The organism is Pseudomonas sp. SJZ078 (genome assembly GCF_007828255.1).
In the GTDB taxonomy this organism is placed as follows: Bacteria; Pseudomonadota; Gammaproteobacteria; order Pseudomonadales; family Pseudomonadaceae; genus Aquipseudomonas.
Genome location: NZ_VIUG01000027.1, coordinates 19754 through 36774 on the forward strand (window position 1 = coordinate 19754; position 17021 = coordinate 36774).

Sequence of the window (17021 nt, forward strand, 5' to 3'; positions counted from 1 at the left end):
CACAAAGCAACTGTGGGAGCGAGCCTGCTCCCACAGGCGTTGTTTTGCTCGATCATTGAGCCGTCGGAAAATCCACCACCTGCGTCTCGATGTTGCGTTTCTTGGCCCGAACCAGGGCGGCAGTGACTTGCTCTTGCTTGGCCTCGGCCTCCGCCCTGGAGCTTAACGGTCCGACCAGGACCCGCTCCTTGCCATTTTCCCGAACCACGCTCGACATGAAGCTGTGCTCGATCAGCCATCCGGTCAGGTCGCTGACAGCCTGCGGCGTCTCGCCCCGAACCTCGACCCCCCATTGCGGCGCAGCAGCGACTGCCGGTGCGGAGGTCACCGATGGCTTCGGCTTCGGCGCTTCGACTTCACGCCCTTCGCCACATCCGGCCAGCATCAACACCGCGATAACCCAAGCCAATTTACGCACAACGTTTCCTCAGGAAGACATGAAGGAAGGATTTTAGCACTCACATCCACCAAGAACCCCGCAAACAGTACGCAAAACACGAGAATCCTGCCCGGTCTCTCTGTATAGTCGCACCCTGGGAATTAATGCTGCATCTGCACGTCAGAAAGAGGCACCCACATTGTGACACTTAGCACTAATCTATAAGCAGTACCGACATCTGCACTGTCTGAATCAGGTGCCCTAATAAAGTAATCAAGGAGAACACCATGCTGATACTCACCCGCAAAGTCGGTGAAAGCATAAACATTGGTGACGACATCACGATCACCATTCTGGGCGTCAGCGGCCAACAGGTCCGTATCGGCATCAATGCCCCGAAAAACGTCGCCGTGCATCGCGAAGAGATCTATCAGCGCATTCAGGCGGGCCTGACTGCCCCCGACAAGCCGCAAACTCCCTGAGCCTTGCAACGGTCCGTAGCCAGCCCGTTTGCATCATCGCAATGGCTGGCTAAAGATTCAGGCCGCCCGCGCCTTCCCCGCATCACCCCGCCCCTGCTTTTCCGTCCAACCCTTGAAACCGATATTAATGCCATGACTCGTAGCATGGCTGTCGGACGTTTCGTTTTAATGGCGGTGAAGCGAGCGTTCGTGCTGGTCAGCGGAAGCTCACGCCTCGGGCCATGCCAGTGGCGGCGATCACCATCAACATCAGCAGCAAGGCTTCGATGTGGCTGATCCGGGCCAGGCGGCCGGCCCTTGAAGCATCGATTGTCGTCTCTTTGCCCAGCGCCACCCGCCATTTGATCAAGGCGATCATCGGCATGAGCTCAAGCAGCAGGATCAGCAGGAGCAAAGTCATCTTCAGGTGGAACAGGGGCTGATGCAGGTAATAGTCCGTGCCCTTTTCATAGCCGCCGAAAGCGCGCATCCCTCCGGTCACCAGCAGGACCAGGGCCGACAGGCCCCACACGTTATCCGCCATCAATACGTTTCGAACCGCATCCGCACCACCGGCCAGGCGTCGCAACGCCGTGCCGCGCGTGAGCACTGCCCACAAGCCGAGGGCGAACGCCAAAAGATGAATTGCCGCGAGAGACCAATGAGCCAACATGGAAGGTACCCGTCAGAGAGAACGTCGAATCGACCTGACAGTACTAGCTCATAAAAGAAAGATCGGTGGGCTGGACACGAAAAATTGTGGGAGCGGGCTTGCTCGCGAAAGCGTCACGACAGTCAACATCACTTTGACTGATACACCGCCTTCGCGAGCAAACCCGCTCCCACATTGTTCCGGGGTGACTCCTGCACCGAAGTACATCCCCTTCCCACAGGATGTTGCAAAATGCCGTCGGCCTTAATCAGCCAAGCGCCAGGTCGTGCCGCCCTTCCCGTCTTCCAGCACCACGCCCATGGCGGTGAGCTGGTCGCGGATGCGGTCGGATTCGGCCCAGTCCTTATTGGCGCGCGCGTTCAGGCGCGCCTGGATCAATGCCTCGACCTCGGCAGCGTCCACACGGCCTTCGGCACCGGCCTGGAGGAAGTCGTCCGCCTCGAGCTGCAACACGCCCAGGACGCTGGCCAGTTCCTTCAAACGCGCTGCCAGGCCGGCCGCCGCATTGAGATCGCTCTCACGCAGGCGGTTGATCTCGCGCACCATCTCGAACAGCACCGCGCATGCTTCCGGCGTACCGAAGTCGTCGTTCATCACCTCGGTAAACCGCGCCACGAACGCCTCACCACCGGCGGCCGGTACGGTCGGCAGGCCTTTCAATGCGTGGTAGAAACGCTCCAGGGCGCCCTTGGCGTCCTTGAGGTTGTCTTCGGAGTAGTTGATGGCGCTGCGGTAGTGACTCGACACCAGCAAATAACGCACGACCTCGGGGTGGTACTTGTCGAGCACGTCGCGGATGGTGAAGAAGTTGTTCAAGGACTTGGACATCTTCTCGCCGTTGATCCGGATCATGCCGCAATGCATCCACGCGTTGGCGTAAGTCTTGCCGGTGGCCGCTTCGCTTTGGGCAATCTCGTTTTCGTGGTGCGGGAACTCCAGGTCGCTGCCGCCACCATGGATGTCGAAGGTCTCGCCCAGGCAGCAGGTGGACATCACCGAGCACTCGATGTGCCAGCCCGGACGGCCCTTGCCCCACGGCGAATCCCAGCTCGGCTCACCCGGCTTGGCGGCTTTCCACAGCACGAAATCCAGCGGGTCCTGTTTCGACTCACCGACTTCGATCCGTGCGCCGATGCGCAGGTCTTCGATCTTCTTGCGCGACAGCTTGCCGTAACCCATGAACTTGCCGACGCGGTAGTACACGTCGCCATTGCCCGGTGCGTAGGCATAGCCCTTGTCGATCAGGGTCTGGATCATCGCGTGCATGCCGGGGATATGATCGGTGGCCCGCGGTTCCATATCCGGCTTGAGGATATTGAGGCGCGCCTCGTCTTCGTGCATCGCCGCGATCATGCGCTCGGTCAACGCCTCGAACGACTCGCCGTTCTCGTTGGCGCGGTTGATGATCTTGTCGTCGATGTCGGTGATGTTGCGCACATACGTCAGGTCATAACCGCTGAAACGCAGCCAGCGGGTCACGAGGTCGAAGGCGACCATGCTGCGGCCGTGGCCCAGGTGGCAATAGTCATACACGGTCATGCCGCACACGTACATGCGCACCTTGTTGCCATCCAGCGGCTTGAAAACTTCTTTGCTCTTGGTGAGCGTGTTGTAGATCGTAAGCACAGGGTTTCCCTTAAGACTTGATCACTGACCCCAGGAATCGCGCAAGGTCACGGTACGGTTGAATACCGGGCTACCTGGTTTCGAGTCCTTGATATCCGCGCAGAAGTAACCTTCGCGCTCGAACTGGAAACGGTCTTCCGGCTGTGCGTTGCCCAGCGAGGGTTCGGCACGACAACCGGTGAGTACTTGCAGGGAGTCAGGGTTGATGTTGTCCAGGAAGCTGGCGCTGTCCTCGGCCTTTTCCGGGTTCGGCGAACGGAACAGGCGATCGTACAGGCGCACTTCGCACTCGACGCTGGCCGCGGCCGGCACCCAGTGGATCACACCCTTGACCTTGCGACCCTCCGGGTTCTTGCCCAGGGTGTCGGGATCGTACGAGCAACGCAGCTCGACGATATTGCCGTCAGCGTCCTTGATGGCTTCGTCGGCACGGATCACGTAGCTGCCGCGCAAGCGAACTTCACCGGCCGGCTCCAGGCGCTTGTAGCCTTTTGGCGGCTCTTCCATGAAGTCTTCACGGTCGATGTAGATTTCCCGGGCGAACGGCAGGACGCGCACGCCCATGTCTTCTTTCGGGTGGCAAGGCAGCTCGAGGTTCTCGACCTGGCCTTCCGGGTAATTGGTGATGACGACTTTCAGCGGACGCAGCACGCACATGGCACGCGGGGCATTCTGATCCAGGTCTTCGCGGATGCTGAACTCCAGCATGCCGAAGTCCACCACGCCGTCGGAACGGTTGGTGCCGACCATCTCGCAGAAATTACGGATCGATTTCGGCGTGTAGCCACGACGGCGGAAGCCCGACAGCGTCGACATGCGCGGATCGTCCCAGCCGTTGACATGCTTTTCATCCACCAGTTGCTTGAGCTTGCGCTTGCTGGTGATGGTGTAGTTCAGGTTCAGGCGGCTGAATTCGTACTGGCGCGGGGTGGCCGGCACCGGCAGGTGCTCGAGGAACCACTCGTACAACGGACGATGGCTTTCGAACTCCAGGGTGCAGATCGAGTGGGTGATGCCTTCGATGGCGTCCGACTGACCATGGGTGAAGTCATAGTTCGGGTAGATGCACCACTTGTCACCGGTCTGGTGGTGATGGGCGTGACGGATGCGGTACATGATCGGGTCACGCAGATTCATGTTCGGCGAGGCCATGTCGATCTTGGCCCGCAGCACCCGTGCGCCGTCCGGGAACTCGCCGGCGCGCATGCGGGCGAACAGGTCCAGGTTCTCCTCCACGCTGCGCTCACGGAACGGGCTGTTGCGGCCCGGCTCGGTCAGGCTGCCACGGTATTCCCGGGCCTGCTCGGGCGTCAGGTCGCAGACATAGGCCTTGCCGGCCTTGATCAGCTCGACCGCCCAGTCGTGCAATTGGTCGAAATACTGCGAGGCATAGCGCACTTCACCGGACCATTGGAAACCCAGCCACTTGACGTCGCTTTCGATCGCGTCGATGTATTCCTGGTCTTCCTTGGCCGGGTTGGTGTCATCGAAACGCAGGTGCGTGACGCCACCGAACTCCTCGGCCAGACCGAAGTTCACGCAGATCGACTTGGCGTGGCCGATATGCAGGTAGCCGTTGGGCTCCGGCGGGAAACGGGTGACGATCTGTGTGTGCTTACCCGAATCCAGGTCCGCCTGGATGATCGGGCGCAGGAAATTGACCGGTACGGCCGGGCCGGTCTTGGAATTCGAGGTAGGGTCGACAGTGGGCTTGCTCATAGGATCCTTGAACTTACAAGTGCGCGGCCGGGTGCGGCCTGATAAATCAAAGCCCGTATCATAGCCGATGCTGTCAAGCCGCTGACAGGCCAGGCCGGCAAACGATTGAATTTAATCGGCCGCCGGATGAAAAACCGCCTCGAATTTCGTGCCTGGCACGCTAAACTGCCCAGCCTGGCCGATTGCAGCCGGACCGGTTGCGGGCTTTCGAGCCCCGAAACCCACGAATTCATAAAAGAGTAGTCATCATGAGCAAAGTCAAACTGACCACCAACCACGGCGACATCGTCCTGGCACTGAACGCCGAGAAAGCACCGAAGACCGTTGAGAACTTCCTTGAGTACGTCAAGAAAGGTCACTACGAGAACGTCGTGTTCCACCGGGTGATCAAGGGCTTCATGATCCAGGGCGGTGGTTTCGAGCCTGGCATGCAGGAAAAGAAAGACAAGCGCCCGAGCATTCAGAACGAAGCCGACAACGGCCTGCCGAACAAGAAATACTCCATCGCCATGGCACGCACCATGGATCCGCATTCGGCATCGGCCCAGTTCTTCATCAATGCCAGCGACAACAGCTTCCTCAACCACACCGCCAAGACCGCCCAGGGCTGGGGTTATGCAGTGTTCGGTGAAGTGATCGAAGGCCAGGACGTGGTCGACAAGATCGAAGGCGTTGCCACCACCTCCAAGGCGGGCCACCAGGACGTTCCGAAGGACGACGTGATCATCGAGAAAGCCGAGATCATTGAGTGATCCTACTGATTTCAGATCTGCATCTGGAAGAGGAGCGCCCGGACATCACCCGGGCGTTTCTGGATCTACTCGCCGCCCGCGCCCGCTCGGCGCAGGCTTTGTACATTCTCGGCGACTTTTTCGAAGCGTGGATCGGCGACGATGCCATGACGCCGTTCCAGCGCTCCATCTGCCAGGCCCTGCGCGAACTCAGCGACAGCGGCACGGCCATTTTCCTGATGCATGGCAATCGCGACTTCATGCTGGGGCAAGCCTTCTGCAAAGCGGCCGGCTGCACCCTGATCAAGGACCCGAGTGTCGTGCAGTTCAATGGCGAACCGGTGTTGCTGATGCATGGCGACAGCCTCTGCACCCGTGACGAAGGCTACATGAAGCTGCGGCGTTGGCTGCGCAACCCGGTCACGCTGTTCATCCTGCGACACCTGCCGCTGGGCAGTCGCCAGAAGCTGGCGCGCAAGCTGCGCAGTGAAAGCACGACCCAGGTGCGGATGAAAGCCAACGACATCGTCGACGTCACCCCCGAAGAAATTCCGCGGATCATGCAGCACTATGGCGTGAAGACCTTGATCCACGGCCACACCCACCGCCCCGCCATCCATAAACTGCAACTCGGCGAACACGCAGCCCGGCGCATCGTGCTGGGGGATTGGGACAAGCAGGGTTGGGCGTTGCAGGTGGATGAACAGGGGTTTGCGCTGGCGCCGTTTGGGTTTGGCAATTCGCAACTGGCATTGCCTAGTACTTAAAGCATACGCCGCCCCTGTGGGAGCGGGCTTGCTCGCGAAGGCGGTGTATCAGTCGCCACAAAAGTGACTGTCACGACGCCTTCGCGAGCAAGCCCGCTCCCACAGGGATCTCATTTTCAATGCTCGGTCAGTGCCCGCTGGCCGCTGGTCCTGCCTTCGCCGCAAACGGCGGCTTCGCCAGCCACACCAGCACGATCAGGCCCATGAACGCCCAGCCCAGCAACGTGAAGTAGTCCACGGTGGAGAGCATGTAGGCCTGGTTGGTGAGGATGTGGTCGAGTTGGGCATAAGCCGGCGGGGTCGCGCCGCCGAGCTGGTTGAGCACCTCGCGGGTGGCCGGGTCGAAGGTGCTGATGCTCTCGCTCAGGTAGGCATGATGCTGGTCCGCCCGGCGAATCCAGATCCAGGTGGTCAGGGACGCGGCAAAGCTGCCCCCCAGGGTCCGCAGGAATGTCGCCAATCCCGCGCCATCGGCAATCTGCTGCGGTGGCAGGTCGGACATCAGGATGCTCAGGGTCGGCATGAAGAACAGCGCCACCCCGATGCCCATGAACAGCTGTACCAGGGCAATGTGCTGGAAGTCCACTTCGTTGGTGAACCCGGCGCGCATGAAACAGCTCAGGCCGATGGCCAGGAACGCCAAGCCGGCCAGCAGCCGCAGGTCGAATTTATGCGCGTACTTGCCGACGAAGGGCGACATCAACACCGGCAAGATGCCGATCGGTGCTACGGCCAGCCCGGCCCAGGTGGCGGTGTAGCCCATCTGGGTCTGCAACCATTGCGGCAGGATCAGGTTGATGCCGAAAAAACCAGCATAGCCGCCCACCAGCACGATAGTACCGATGCGGAAGTTGCGATAAGCGAACAAGCGCAGATTGACCACCGGATGACGGTCGGTCATTTCCCAGATCACGAACACCGCCAGGGCAATCAGCGAAATCAACGCACCAATAATGATGAAATTCGACTCGAACCAATCCAGGTCGTTGCCCTTGTCGAGAATCACCTGGAGCGCGCCGACGCCGATGATCAGCGTGATCAATCCGACGTAGTCCATCGGCTGATAGCTGGTCACCACCGGCCGCGCCTTGAGCTGTTGGCGCACCACCATCACCGCGAAGACGCCGATGGGCACGTTGATGAAGAAGATCCACGGCCAGCTGTAGCTGTCGGTGATCCAGCCCCCCAGGATCGGCCCGGCAATCGGCGCCACCACCGTGACCATCGCCAGCAACGCCAGGGCCATCCCCCGCCTGGCGGGCGGATACACGGCAATCAGCAAGGTCTGGGTCATCGGATACAGAGGCCCGGCCACCAGGCCCTGGAGCACGCGGAAACCGATCAACTCCGGCATCGACGTGGAAATGCCGCACAGGAACGACGCCAGCACGAACAACATGGTTGCCCACAGAAACAACTTCACCTCGCCAAACCGGCGGCTCAACCAGCCGGTCAGCGGGAGCGCGATGGCGTTACTCACCGCGAACGACGTGATCACCCAGGTGCCCTGCTCCGAACTGACGCCCAGGTTGCCGGAAATGGTCGGCAAGGCGACGTTGGCAATGGTGGTGTCGAGCACTTGCATGAACGTCGCCAGCGACAGCCCGATGGTACTGAGCAACAGGCTGGGCGGCGAGAAGGATGCGTTATTGCTCATTGCGAAATCCTAGGAAGCGAAGGTGATGAGATCGTCCAGGCCAACATATTGACCTGTGGGAGCGGGCTTGCTCGCGAAAGCGGTGTAACTGTCACGTTGATATTGAATGTGCCGCCGTCTTCGCGAGCAAGCCCGCTCCCACACTGGACTTTGGTGTTCACGGATCCGGTGTCCACCACAGCTCCCACAGGCTCAAGCCATTAATGACTAGCGCTGTGCAGTCTTGCTCGCGGCAGCGCTGTTTTCGTGGATCAGGCGTGTGATCATCGCGTCGGCATCGGCCAATTGGCGGTCGTAGACCTGGGTGCTGAACGAGGCTTTCTGCGGAGGTTGCTGGGCCAGGACCGGACCGCTCTGATCCCGCAGGTTGACGCTGACCTCGGTGGACAGCCCGACCCGCAACGGATGCTTGGCCAGTTCCTGGGCATTGACATGAATGCGCACCGGCACCCGCTGGACGATCTTGATCCAGTTACCGGTGGCGTTCTGTGCCGGCAGCAAGGCAAACGCGCTACCCGTCCCCGCGCCGAGGCTGTCGACGGTGCCGCTGTACTTCACATCGCTGCCGTAGAGGTCGGTTTCGATCTCCACCGGCTGGCCGATGCGCATCTCACGCAGCTGGGTTTCCTTGAAGTTGGCGTCGATCCACAACTGATCCAGTGGAATCACCGCCATCAGCGCCGTGCCCGGTTGCACCCGTTGTCCCAACTGCACGGTGCGCTTGGCGACGTAACCGGTGACCGGCGCGATCAGGGTGCTGCGGGCATTGTTCAGGTAGGCCTGGCGCAATTGCGCGGCGGCCGATTGCACGTCGGGATGGGACGAAACCACGGTGTCGTCCACCAGCGCGCTGGAGGTCTTGAGTTGTTGCCGGGCATTGGCGAGGGCGTTCTGCGCCGAGGTCAGGTCATCCCGGGCGTGGGACAGTTCTTCCTTGGAAATCGCCCCGCCGGCTGCCAGGTTCTTGCGCCGGTTGTAATTCTCCTGGGCCTTCTGCACTTCGGCCTCCTGCGCATTGACTTGCGCACGCATGCCATCGACGTTGCTGTACAAACCACGCACCTGGCGGACCGTGCGGGCCAGGTTGGCCTGGGCACTTTGCAGGCCGACCTCGGCGTCGTTCGGGTCGAACTGCACCAGCACCTGACCTTCGCGCACCAGGTCGCCATCGTCGGCGCCGATGCTCACCACGGTGCCGGTGACCTGCGGCGTGATTTCCACTACGTTGCCGTTCACATAGGCATCGTCGGTGCTCTCGCTCCAGCGGCCGTACAGTTCATGCCAGGCCCAGACACCCAGGCCGGCGAGAATGACGATCACCGCCAGCGCCAGCAGCATCACCTTGCGCTTGCGTGGGTTGTTGTCCTGTTGGTTTTCGGGCGCTTGAGTATTTTCTGCGGTGGCCATGACAAATACCTCGAATCAGTTATGCGGCGCGGCGGAAACCGCCGCGGCCGAAGCCAGGGTGTCGGTCTCGAAACCGCCGCCCAGGGCCTGCATCAATTGGATCGACAAATCGATCTGCTCGGCGTTCAGGGTCGCCAGTTGGCGCTGGGCCTGGAGCAGTTGCTGCTCGATGCTCAGCACGTCCAGGTAATTGCCGATGCCCGAGCCGTAGCGCTGGACCACGGTGTCGTAGGAACTCTGGGCAATATCGGTGGCGTGCTGCTGGGCACCGATCTGCCGGGAGATATCGCGCAATTGGTTGATGGTGTCGCTGACATCCCCAAGGGCCGTGACCAGGCTCTTGTTGTATTGCGCCACCGCCAGGTCATAGTCGGCATCCCGGGCATCCAGGTCCGCCCGCAGGCGTCCGCCGTCGAAAATCGGCAATGACACCGTCGGCGCCACGTTGAAGAAGCGGCTGGCCGACCCGAACATCGCGTCACCCAACAAGGACTGCACGCCCGCCGCCGCGCTCAGGTTGAGGTTGGGGTAGAAGTTGGTCTTGCCGGCTTCGATGCTCTTGCTCGCCGCCTCGACTCGCCAGCGTGCCGCCACCAGGTCCGGGCGGCGCCCCAGCAATTCGGCCGGCAGGTTCGACGGCAACGCGACGGCACTGGCTTGCAGTACGTTGGGCCGGGCGATTTCATTGCCGCGATCCGGGCCCTTGCCCAACAGCACCGCCAAGGCGATCTTGGCGCTTTGCAGGCGTTTTTCCGTGTCGATCAGCGTCGCGCTCGCGCTGGCTTCCAGGCTTTCGGTCTGTTGGAACTGGTATTCGCTGTCAATCCCGGCAGTCAGACGACGCTTGCTCAGGTCGAGCATCTGCCGGGTGCGCTTGAGGTCTTCAACCGCCAGGTCATGAATGATGTGCGCTTGCCCCAGGTCGCTGTAGGCCCGGGCCACATCGGCAGCCAAGGTCAATTGCGCGGCCTGGCGGTCGATTTCCGCCGCACGGGCCTGGCCCAGTGCAGACTCCCAGGCCGCCCGCTGGCCGCCCCAGAGGTCGAAGTTGTAATTGAAATCCACGCTCAGCGAACGCAGGGTGCTGTACGCCCCGCCCTGCCCCGCCGGGTCCTGGTCACGGGCCAGTCGCGAACGGCTGACGCTGCCGCTGGCATCCAGGGTCGGCATGCGCGCGGCGTTGGCGGCATAGGCGGCGGCACTGGCCTGATGCACCCGGGCACTGGCGATCTGCATGTCCGGGCTGTCGCGCAGGGCTTCACGGATCAGGCCGTCGAGTTGCGGATCGCCCAGGCTGGACCACCAGTCGCTTTTCGGCCATGACGCCGGCGACAGCTTGACGCCATTGAGGGATTGTCCAGCCTTGAGGTTCTGGGCCTCAAGGCTGACGCCTTCGGTTTTCAGGCCGCTGTAGCTGGCACAGCCCGCGAGGCTCATGGCCAGCAGCACCAGGCTCAACCGGGTACGCAAGGTTTTACGCTTCATTTGTCCCCCAGTCGCAACACGGTGATGGGATCACCGGCAGCGAGCAGTATTTTCTTGAGGATCTGTTCGAGGGTTTGCAACTCCTCGCGGCTGATGGCGCCAGCCAGTTGATTCATGGCGTCGGCGCCGATGTAAGGCAGGCGATCGGCGAGCCCCTGGCCGGCCTCGGTCAGTACCAACTGCACCTGCCTGCGGTCCTCGGCCGAGCGCTGGCGAACCAGGAAGCCCTTCTGTTCCAGGCGGTCGAGCATGCGTGTCATCGAGCCGCTGTCCAGGGACAGGTAGCGACACAGTTCGGCCGGTGTATCGATGCCGTGCTGGGCCATGATGATCAGCACCTTGAACTGCGCAGCGGTGATGCCGACCGGTTCCATGTGCGTGTCGATGATCCGGTCTTTGAGCAGCGCGGCCCGTCCGAGCAGCATGCCGAGGTGACAGTTATGGAATTCGTCTGGGGTGAAATGCTTCATCAGGACACCGTTTGCTGCCTAGGCAGTGAATGTATGTCGAGATATTACTGCTTAGGCAGCAAATGTCAAACGAATCGTTAGCAGGCTACATACAATCGGATAAGCGCATCCCGCCTGTGGGAGCGGGCTTGCTCGCGAAGGCGGCGTTTCAGGCAACATTGAGTCGTCTGACACACCGCTTTCGCGAGCAAGCCCGCTCCCACCGGGGATTTGGAGGGGGGTCAGAAATCGCGCTTGTAGAAGATGTCCAGCGAGCTGGCGACGCCGCTGGCGGCTTCGAGGTAGACCTTTTTGCTGAGTTTGTAGCGCAGGGCGATGGTGTTGGCCGGCTCGAACACCCCTACGCCATAGCGCAGGCTGAGTTTTTCCGACAGGTTGCCGCTGGCGACCACGCTGGTGGTGTTGCCACTGCCTTGGGTGTCGAGCTGGAAATCATCGATCCCCAGGTTGCTGGCAAGGCTGGTGGTCACCCCTGAACTGCCCATCAACCCCAAGCCCAGCGCTGCCTGGGCGAGCATATTGTTATCCTCGCCGGTGGTGCTGAGCGGTCGCCCCAGCACCAGATAGGACAGCGCCTGCTCCTGGCTCATGGCTGGTTCCGAGAAGATTTGCGTGACCGGCTGTTCGGCGCTCCCGCTCAAGCGGATGCCGGCGATCACGTCATCGGTCTGGCGAATCGCCTCGACGTCCAGGTAGGGCTGGTCGATGGGCCCGGCGAACAGCAGCCGCGCCCGACGTACCGTCAGCCGTTGCCCGTAGGCCCGGTAACGACCGTCGTTGAGCCAGAGTTCGCCACGGGTATCCATGTTGTCGCCGATGTGTACCTGGCCCTGGACGTTGGCCGTCAGGCCGAAACCGGAAAACGCGAGCTTCTCCTGGCCCACGATCACATCGACGTCCATTGCCATGGCCAGCGGCGCCTTGCCCTCTTCGGTCTGGTGGCCGACGATCACCGTGTCGTCCGAGACCTTGACGGTGGAGGGCGGCAATTCGCGGACGGTGATCTCGCCCTTGGGCACCAGCACCTTGCCGGCAATCGACAATCGCTCGCCATGCAGCGTGATGTTGAGGTCCGGCGCCACCTCCAGCAGCGCATAGGGCTCCACGGTGACCGGCAATTGCGCGCCCTTGAGCGCCAGGTTCATGCTCAAGGCCTCGCCCCATCCCAGGTTGCCGCTCAGGCTGCCGAGTCCGCCCTTGCCACTTTTCCAACTACCGTCGAGGCGTACCGTTTCTCCCGCGATCATCGCCCGCACCTGCAAGGCTTCGAGGCTGACCGGCAACTCCGGGCCGGACACCTCGCCCTCGTTGAGCACAAGATTGCCGTTCACCTGGGGCGCCAGCAAGCCACCGGACAACGTGCCACTGCCGTTCAGATGCCCGGTGAGGGTTTCCACCATCGGCACGAACGGCCGGGCCACGGACAGGTCCAGGCCGGTCAGGCGGAACGAACCGCTGAGGGGTTTGCTGGCGGGCAACGGGTTGATCTGTGCCTGAAGCATCAGTTCGCCGAGCCGGGCGCCGACAAAATTCAGGTTGGTGTCGATGCGCTTGGGAGTCAGGCGGCTGTCCAGCTTCAGGGTCTGGTAGGGAAAGTCCAGCCACTGTTCCTTGTCTCGAATACGTAGCGTGCCGCCACTGGCATCTACCAGAACCCGCCCGTTCGGACCGCTGGCCGGCAGATCCAACTGCAGATCGGCATTGAGCCGGCCCTGCCAGGCAAAATCCTTGGGCATCCATTGGGCGAGGCTTTCAATGGGGAACTGCTTGAGGTGATAGCTCAGCTTCGGTTCCGGCATCAGGCGCTGGTCCTCGCCACACAGGCTGGCCTGGCCGGAACGCCAGCAATGGGCGCCGAAATTGAGCGTGCCGTTGGCCAGGCGCTCCAGCTTCGCCGGACCTTGCAGGCGCCAGTCCTGGCCACCGACCTGCAGGTCGCCACTGTTCAGGCGCCCACGCCAGTTACCTTGATCCAGCGCGCCATCGAAGCCCAGGGCGGTCTTCAGTTGCGGCCCTTGCAGATCCAGGTTGAGTTTTTGCTGCTTGATATCCCCCTGGCCGCTGACCGTCAGCACGCCCAACGCGGTGTCGCCGGCGCGGATGTCGCTGGCCTTCAGATCGACCTTGCCCCGCTGCGCGCTGTCGAGGGTGGCGCCCAGGTTCAGGTTTTGCAGGCGATTGTCCTGAAAGGCAAGCCGGGTGCCTTGCAGGCCGAGCTTGCCTTGGGGGGCTTGGAGGGTCCCAGCCACATCGATACGACCGTTGAGCTGGCCGCGCAGTTGCGGCCAGAGCTGCGCCAGCCGCGCGAGCTTGATGTCGATCTGGCCAGTCAATTTCTGTTGCAGGCTGCCGCTGCCGTTGATGCGGTTATCCCCCAGGCGGATGTCCAGCGCACCAAGATTCCATTGCTCACCGCTGCCGCTGGCCTTGACCTGGAACAGCGCCGGCTGGCCGCGCAACTTGCCCTTGAGGTCCAGGTCCGCGTCGAGGTCGAGGGTGTCGTTTTTCAGCGACCCTTTACTGCGCAGCGGTCCAGCCAGGGTGCCGGGCAGTTCGCCAAGCCAATAGGCCGGATTGATGGCCGACAGGTCCAGCGCCGTATCCCAGGCAATGCCCTCGGCAAATTGCAGGTCCAGGTGCCCTTCGGCCTTGCCTTGCCCCGCCGTGAACTGGAGCTGCGGCAAATGGATCTGCGTCAGGTCGCCGCTGAGCGGGCTGCCCAGGCTGAAAGCGCCTGCGGGACCGTCTAATGCGGCCTGGAAATAACCCAGGTACTGACCGTCGGTATAGGAGACTTCGCCGTTGAAGCTGCGCAACGTCACCTGTGGCTCGTCGATCAGCGGATAGAGACGATGCCAGGGGAAATCCAACCAGGCGATTTTCACGTCGGCGCTCAGGCCTTCGCGCCAGTCCACCTGCCCGCTCACGTTCAAGCTCTGCCGGTCACCGGCGTTCAGGTCCACGCCAGCGATCTGTGCGCCGCCGGCGTCTACCTTGCCTTGCAGCGACAACGCCACCGGTCCCTGCTCGGCGGGCAGCGTGGCCTTGCCAAGCAGTTGATAGCCGTTTTTCAGGTCGCCTTCACCGGTCAGTTCCAGTTGATTGAGCAACAGCGTGTCCGGCAGATCGGCGCTGGCCTTGAAGCCGTCGGCGGTGATACGCACCTTGGCCGGCAGGTTGTCCGCCAACGGTTGCAGCTCGCCGACCAGCCGGCCTTGCAGGTAGCCGCTGCTGTCGGCATTGAGGTTGAGCGTGTCGAGCAGGTTGCCGTCGACGGTCAGGTCCAGCGCCCACGGCGTGTCGCCCGGGGCCGGCAAGGTCAACTGACCCTGGGCCTTCAGCGGCCAGTTGCCTGCGGGCTTCAATAACCCGGAAAGCTTCAGGCTCAGCTCGTCACGCTGCAATTGTACCGAGTCGATCTGCAGGCCCGCAGCGGCCCAATGGGCAACCAGTTGCAACCCCTTGAGCTGCTCGCTGCCGTTGAACAGCAGGTTGCCGATCTGCACATCGCCCAGTTCGATGGCAACCGGCAAGTCCAGGTCCGGCAACGCGATCGGACCACTGCTCGGCGCGTCGACAGAAGGAGGCAATTGCACGCTGGCCTTATCGACCTTGAGCTGCTCGATGCACAGGGTCATGCGCGCCAGGCACAACGGCGACCACGCGAAGATCAGCCCATCGAGCTCCACGCGGCGGCTGTCCTGTTGCCACAAGAGATGATCGGCGCTCCACTGTCCGCCCAACCGCCCCTGGAAGTTTTCCACGCTCAAACCCGGCGCCAGGCCAAGCGTCCAGCGGCTACCCGGCTGCGTACCCAACATGACGCCCAATGTCAGCACGACCAACGCCAGCCCTCCAGCGAGCGCCAGCAGTATTCTCTTCAAACCACGCCTCACAACTCAGGCCCCATGGAAAAGTGCAATCGGATGCCGCCCTCTTCGTCCAGCGCATGGGCCAGGTCGAGGCGGATCGGGCCGACCGGCGACACCCAGCGCACGCCAACCCCCACGCCGGTCTTGAGGCTCGGCAATTCAAGGCTGTTGAAGGCGTTCCCCTGATCGACGAAGGTCGCGACCCGCCATTTTTCCGCAATCGAATACTGGTATTCGAGGCTGCCGGCGATCATGTAACGGCCACCGATGCGATCGCCTTCGTTGTTTTCCGGCGACAGACTCTGATAATCGTAGCCGCGCACGCTCTGGTCGCCGCCGGCGAAAAAGCGCAGGGACGGCGGAATGGATTTGTAGCCATTGGTGGCACTGCCGCCCACCTGGGCCCGGGCCAACAGGCGATGCTTGTTGAACACCGTGGTCAGGCCCTTGACCATGGCCGTGCCGTAGAGCACGTTGTTGTCCGAGCCCAGCCCTTCCTTGGCGACCTTGGTGTCGAACTGCAAGCGATAGCCGTTGTGCGGATCGATGCGGTTGTCGCTGCGCAGGTACGAGTAGCTGACGCCCGGCATCAACAGCGTGCTCAGGCCCGAATCGTCACCCAGGCGATACTCCTCGCGCTGCCACTTGAGCGATATCACCCGCTGCCAGCCACTGGGCAACTTGCTGTGCCACTCGGGCCCCACGGTCAACAGCTTGCTGAGGCTGTCGGTGTCGGCCAGCTCTTCATACTGGTAACCGCCGGCGTAGCGCAGCTTGTCAGTCAGCGGCGGGTCCAGCGGCACGTCATACCACAGGCCGACGTTCTGTCGGGGGGCCGACACTTCCGTCTCCCAGCCGTAGCTGTGGCCTTGGGAGTTGACCCAATGGCGCGTCCAATTGGCCTTGGCCCGCGGGCCGACGTCGGTGGAGAACCCCAGGCCCAGGCCCATGGTGCGCGGCTTGCGGGTGTCGAGCTTGACGGCGACCGGTATCACGTTGTCGGTCGCAGCGGTGGGCGCCGCCTCCACGCGCACGCCTTCGAAGTACCCGCTCGATTGGAGGGCCTGGTTCAGTTCGGCGATCAGCTCTGAGTCGTAGGCCGTACCGGCCTTGAAGGGCACCATGCGTCGCAGCAGGTCTTCGTCGAAGGGCGTATCGCCCTCGAAACTCACCGCCCCCAGGGTGTAGCGTGGCCCACTGTCGTAGATCAGCTCGATATCGGCGATGCCGGCCTGGGGGTCCACCTGCAGTTTCTGGCTGACGAATCGACCGCTGAAAAAGCCATAGCGCGAAGCCTGGTTCTGGATAGTCCGCTTGACGTCTTCATAGCGACCATGGTTGAGCACCGCGCCCGGCTTGAGGGCCGTGTTGTCGGGTACCCGAAAGGCCTTGAGCGAGGCAGCCGGGCCATCGACGCGCACGGTGACGTTGCGCAAATGCACGGGCTCGCCAGGGTCGATGCTCAGGATCAGGCGCGGCTGCTTGCCGCCCTTGACCTCGCTGTCGATCCGCGGCTGATAGTAGCCCAGTGCCTGGGCGGCTTTGCGCGCCTGCTCCTCGGCACCACGACTGAAGCGCAGCAAGGCCTCCTCGTCACGATCGCCCAGGCCACCGATGTAGCCTTCGACGTTGGCCTTGAGTGCGTCATTGGAGGGTTTGACCCGTACATCCAATTCACTTTGTGCCAGTGCCGCGCAGCTGAGGGACAGCAGGAGCGCGCCACGGGTTATTCGTCCTGGGAGTTTCATGGCGCGGATGCTAACACGGGCTTGGG

At 62.2% G+C, this 17021-nt stretch carries 13 protein-coding genes; 3 read left to right on the plus strand and 10 right to left on the minus strand.

Annotated features, from left to right (window positions below; translation table 11 throughout):
• Positions 1–52 precede the first annotated feature (52 nt).
• The gene (locus FBY02_RS20970) at positions 53–418 is read right to left on the minus strand and encodes an SPOR domain-containing protein (RefSeq protein WP_144930082.1); all 366 of its coding nucleotides are present in this window, start codon (positions 416–418) and stop codon (positions 53–55) included.
• Between the two features lie 248 nt (positions 419–666).
• On the opposite strand from FBY02_RS20970, the gene csrA reads away from it, so the two are divergent.
• Positions 667–861: a carbon storage regulator CsrA gene (gene csrA / locus FBY02_RS20975; protein ID WP_003179932.1), complete on the plus strand. Its 195-nt coding sequence runs from the start codon at positions 667–669 to the stop codon at positions 859–861.
• A 196-nt stretch (positions 862–1057) separates the two neighbouring features.
• On the opposite strand, the gene FBY02_RS20980 is transcribed toward csrA, so the two are convergent.
• The 3 genes from FBY02_RS20980 to FBY02_RS20990 form a co-directional block, all read right to left on the minus strand.
• Positions 1058–1513 (minus strand): DUF2214 family protein, encoded by a 456-nt coding sequence (locus tag FBY02_RS20980; RefSeq protein WP_144930083.1) that lies wholly within the window; start codon positions 1511–1513, stop codon positions 1058–1060.
• A gap of 243 nt (positions 1514–1756) precedes the next feature.
• A complete protein-coding gene (gene cysS / locus FBY02_RS20985) occupies positions 1757–3139 on the minus strand; it encodes a cysteine--tRNA ligase (protein ID WP_144930084.1) in 1383 nt (460 codons plus the stop codon).
• Positions 3140–3160: 21 nt separating this feature from the next.
• Positions 3161–4858: a glutamine--tRNA ligase/YqeY domain fusion protein gene (locus FBY02_RS20990; RefSeq protein ID WP_144930085.1), complete on the minus strand. Its 1698-nt coding sequence runs from the start codon at positions 4856–4858 to the stop codon at positions 3161–3163.
• A 248-nt stretch (positions 4859–5106) separates the two neighbouring features.
• Here FBY02_RS20990 and FBY02_RS20995 point away from each other — a divergent pair, with 248 nt between their 5' ends.
• Positions 5107–5610: a peptidylprolyl isomerase gene (locus FBY02_RS20995; protein WP_144930086.1), complete on the plus strand. Its 504-nt coding sequence runs from the start codon at positions 5107–5109 to the stop codon at positions 5608–5610.
• Positions 5607–6356, plus strand: coding sequence for a UDP-2,3-diacylglucosamine diphosphatase (locus FBY02_RS21000; RefSeq protein WP_144930087.1), 750 nt, complete (start codon positions 5607–5609; stop codon positions 6354–6356). Before FBY02_RS20995 ends, FBY02_RS21000 begins: the two co-directional genes overlap by 4 nt.
• Positions 6357–6483: 127 nt before the next feature.
• On the opposite strand, the gene FBY02_RS21005 is transcribed toward FBY02_RS21000, so the two are convergent.
• The 6 genes from FBY02_RS21005 to FBY02_RS21030 all read right to left on the minus strand — a co-directional run bounded on the left by FBY02_RS21005 (position 6484) and on the right by FBY02_RS21030 (position 16995).
• Entirely contained in the window at positions 6484–8013 is a 1530-nt protein-coding gene (locus FBY02_RS21005; protein ID WP_144930088.1) for a DHA2 family efflux MFS transporter permease subunit, read from the minus strand.
• 207 nt (positions 8014–8220) lie between these two features.
• A complete protein-coding gene (locus FBY02_RS21010; RefSeq protein WP_144930089.1) occupies positions 8221–9420 on the minus strand; it encodes an efflux RND transporter periplasmic adaptor subunit in 1200 nt (399 codons plus the stop codon).
• 15 nt (positions 9421–9435) lie between these two features.
• On the minus strand, positions 9436–10905 hold the full coding sequence (locus FBY02_RS21015) for an efflux transporter outer membrane subunit (RefSeq protein WP_144930090.1): 1470 nt from the start codon (positions 10903–10905) through the stop codon (positions 9436–9438).
• Entirely contained in the window at positions 10902–11375 is a 474-nt protein-coding gene (locus FBY02_RS21020) for a MarR family winged helix-turn-helix transcriptional regulator (protein WP_144930091.1), read from the minus strand. The genes FBY02_RS21015 and FBY02_RS21020 overlap by 4 nt, the downstream gene beginning before the upstream one ends.
• A gap of 221 nt (positions 11376–11596) precedes the next feature.
• Positions 11597–15271 (minus strand): translocation/assembly module TamB domain-containing protein, encoded by a 3675-nt coding sequence (locus FBY02_RS21025; RefSeq protein ID WP_144930092.1) that lies wholly within the window; start codon positions 15269–15271, stop codon positions 11597–11599.
• The gene (locus FBY02_RS21030) at positions 15268–16995 is read right to left on the minus strand and encodes an autotransporter assembly complex family protein (protein WP_144930093.1); all 1728 of its coding nucleotides are present in this window, start codon (positions 16993–16995) and stop codon (positions 15268–15270) included. Before FBY02_RS21030 ends, FBY02_RS21025 begins: the two co-directional genes overlap by 4 nt.
• Positions 16996–17021: the final 26 nt, after the last annotated feature.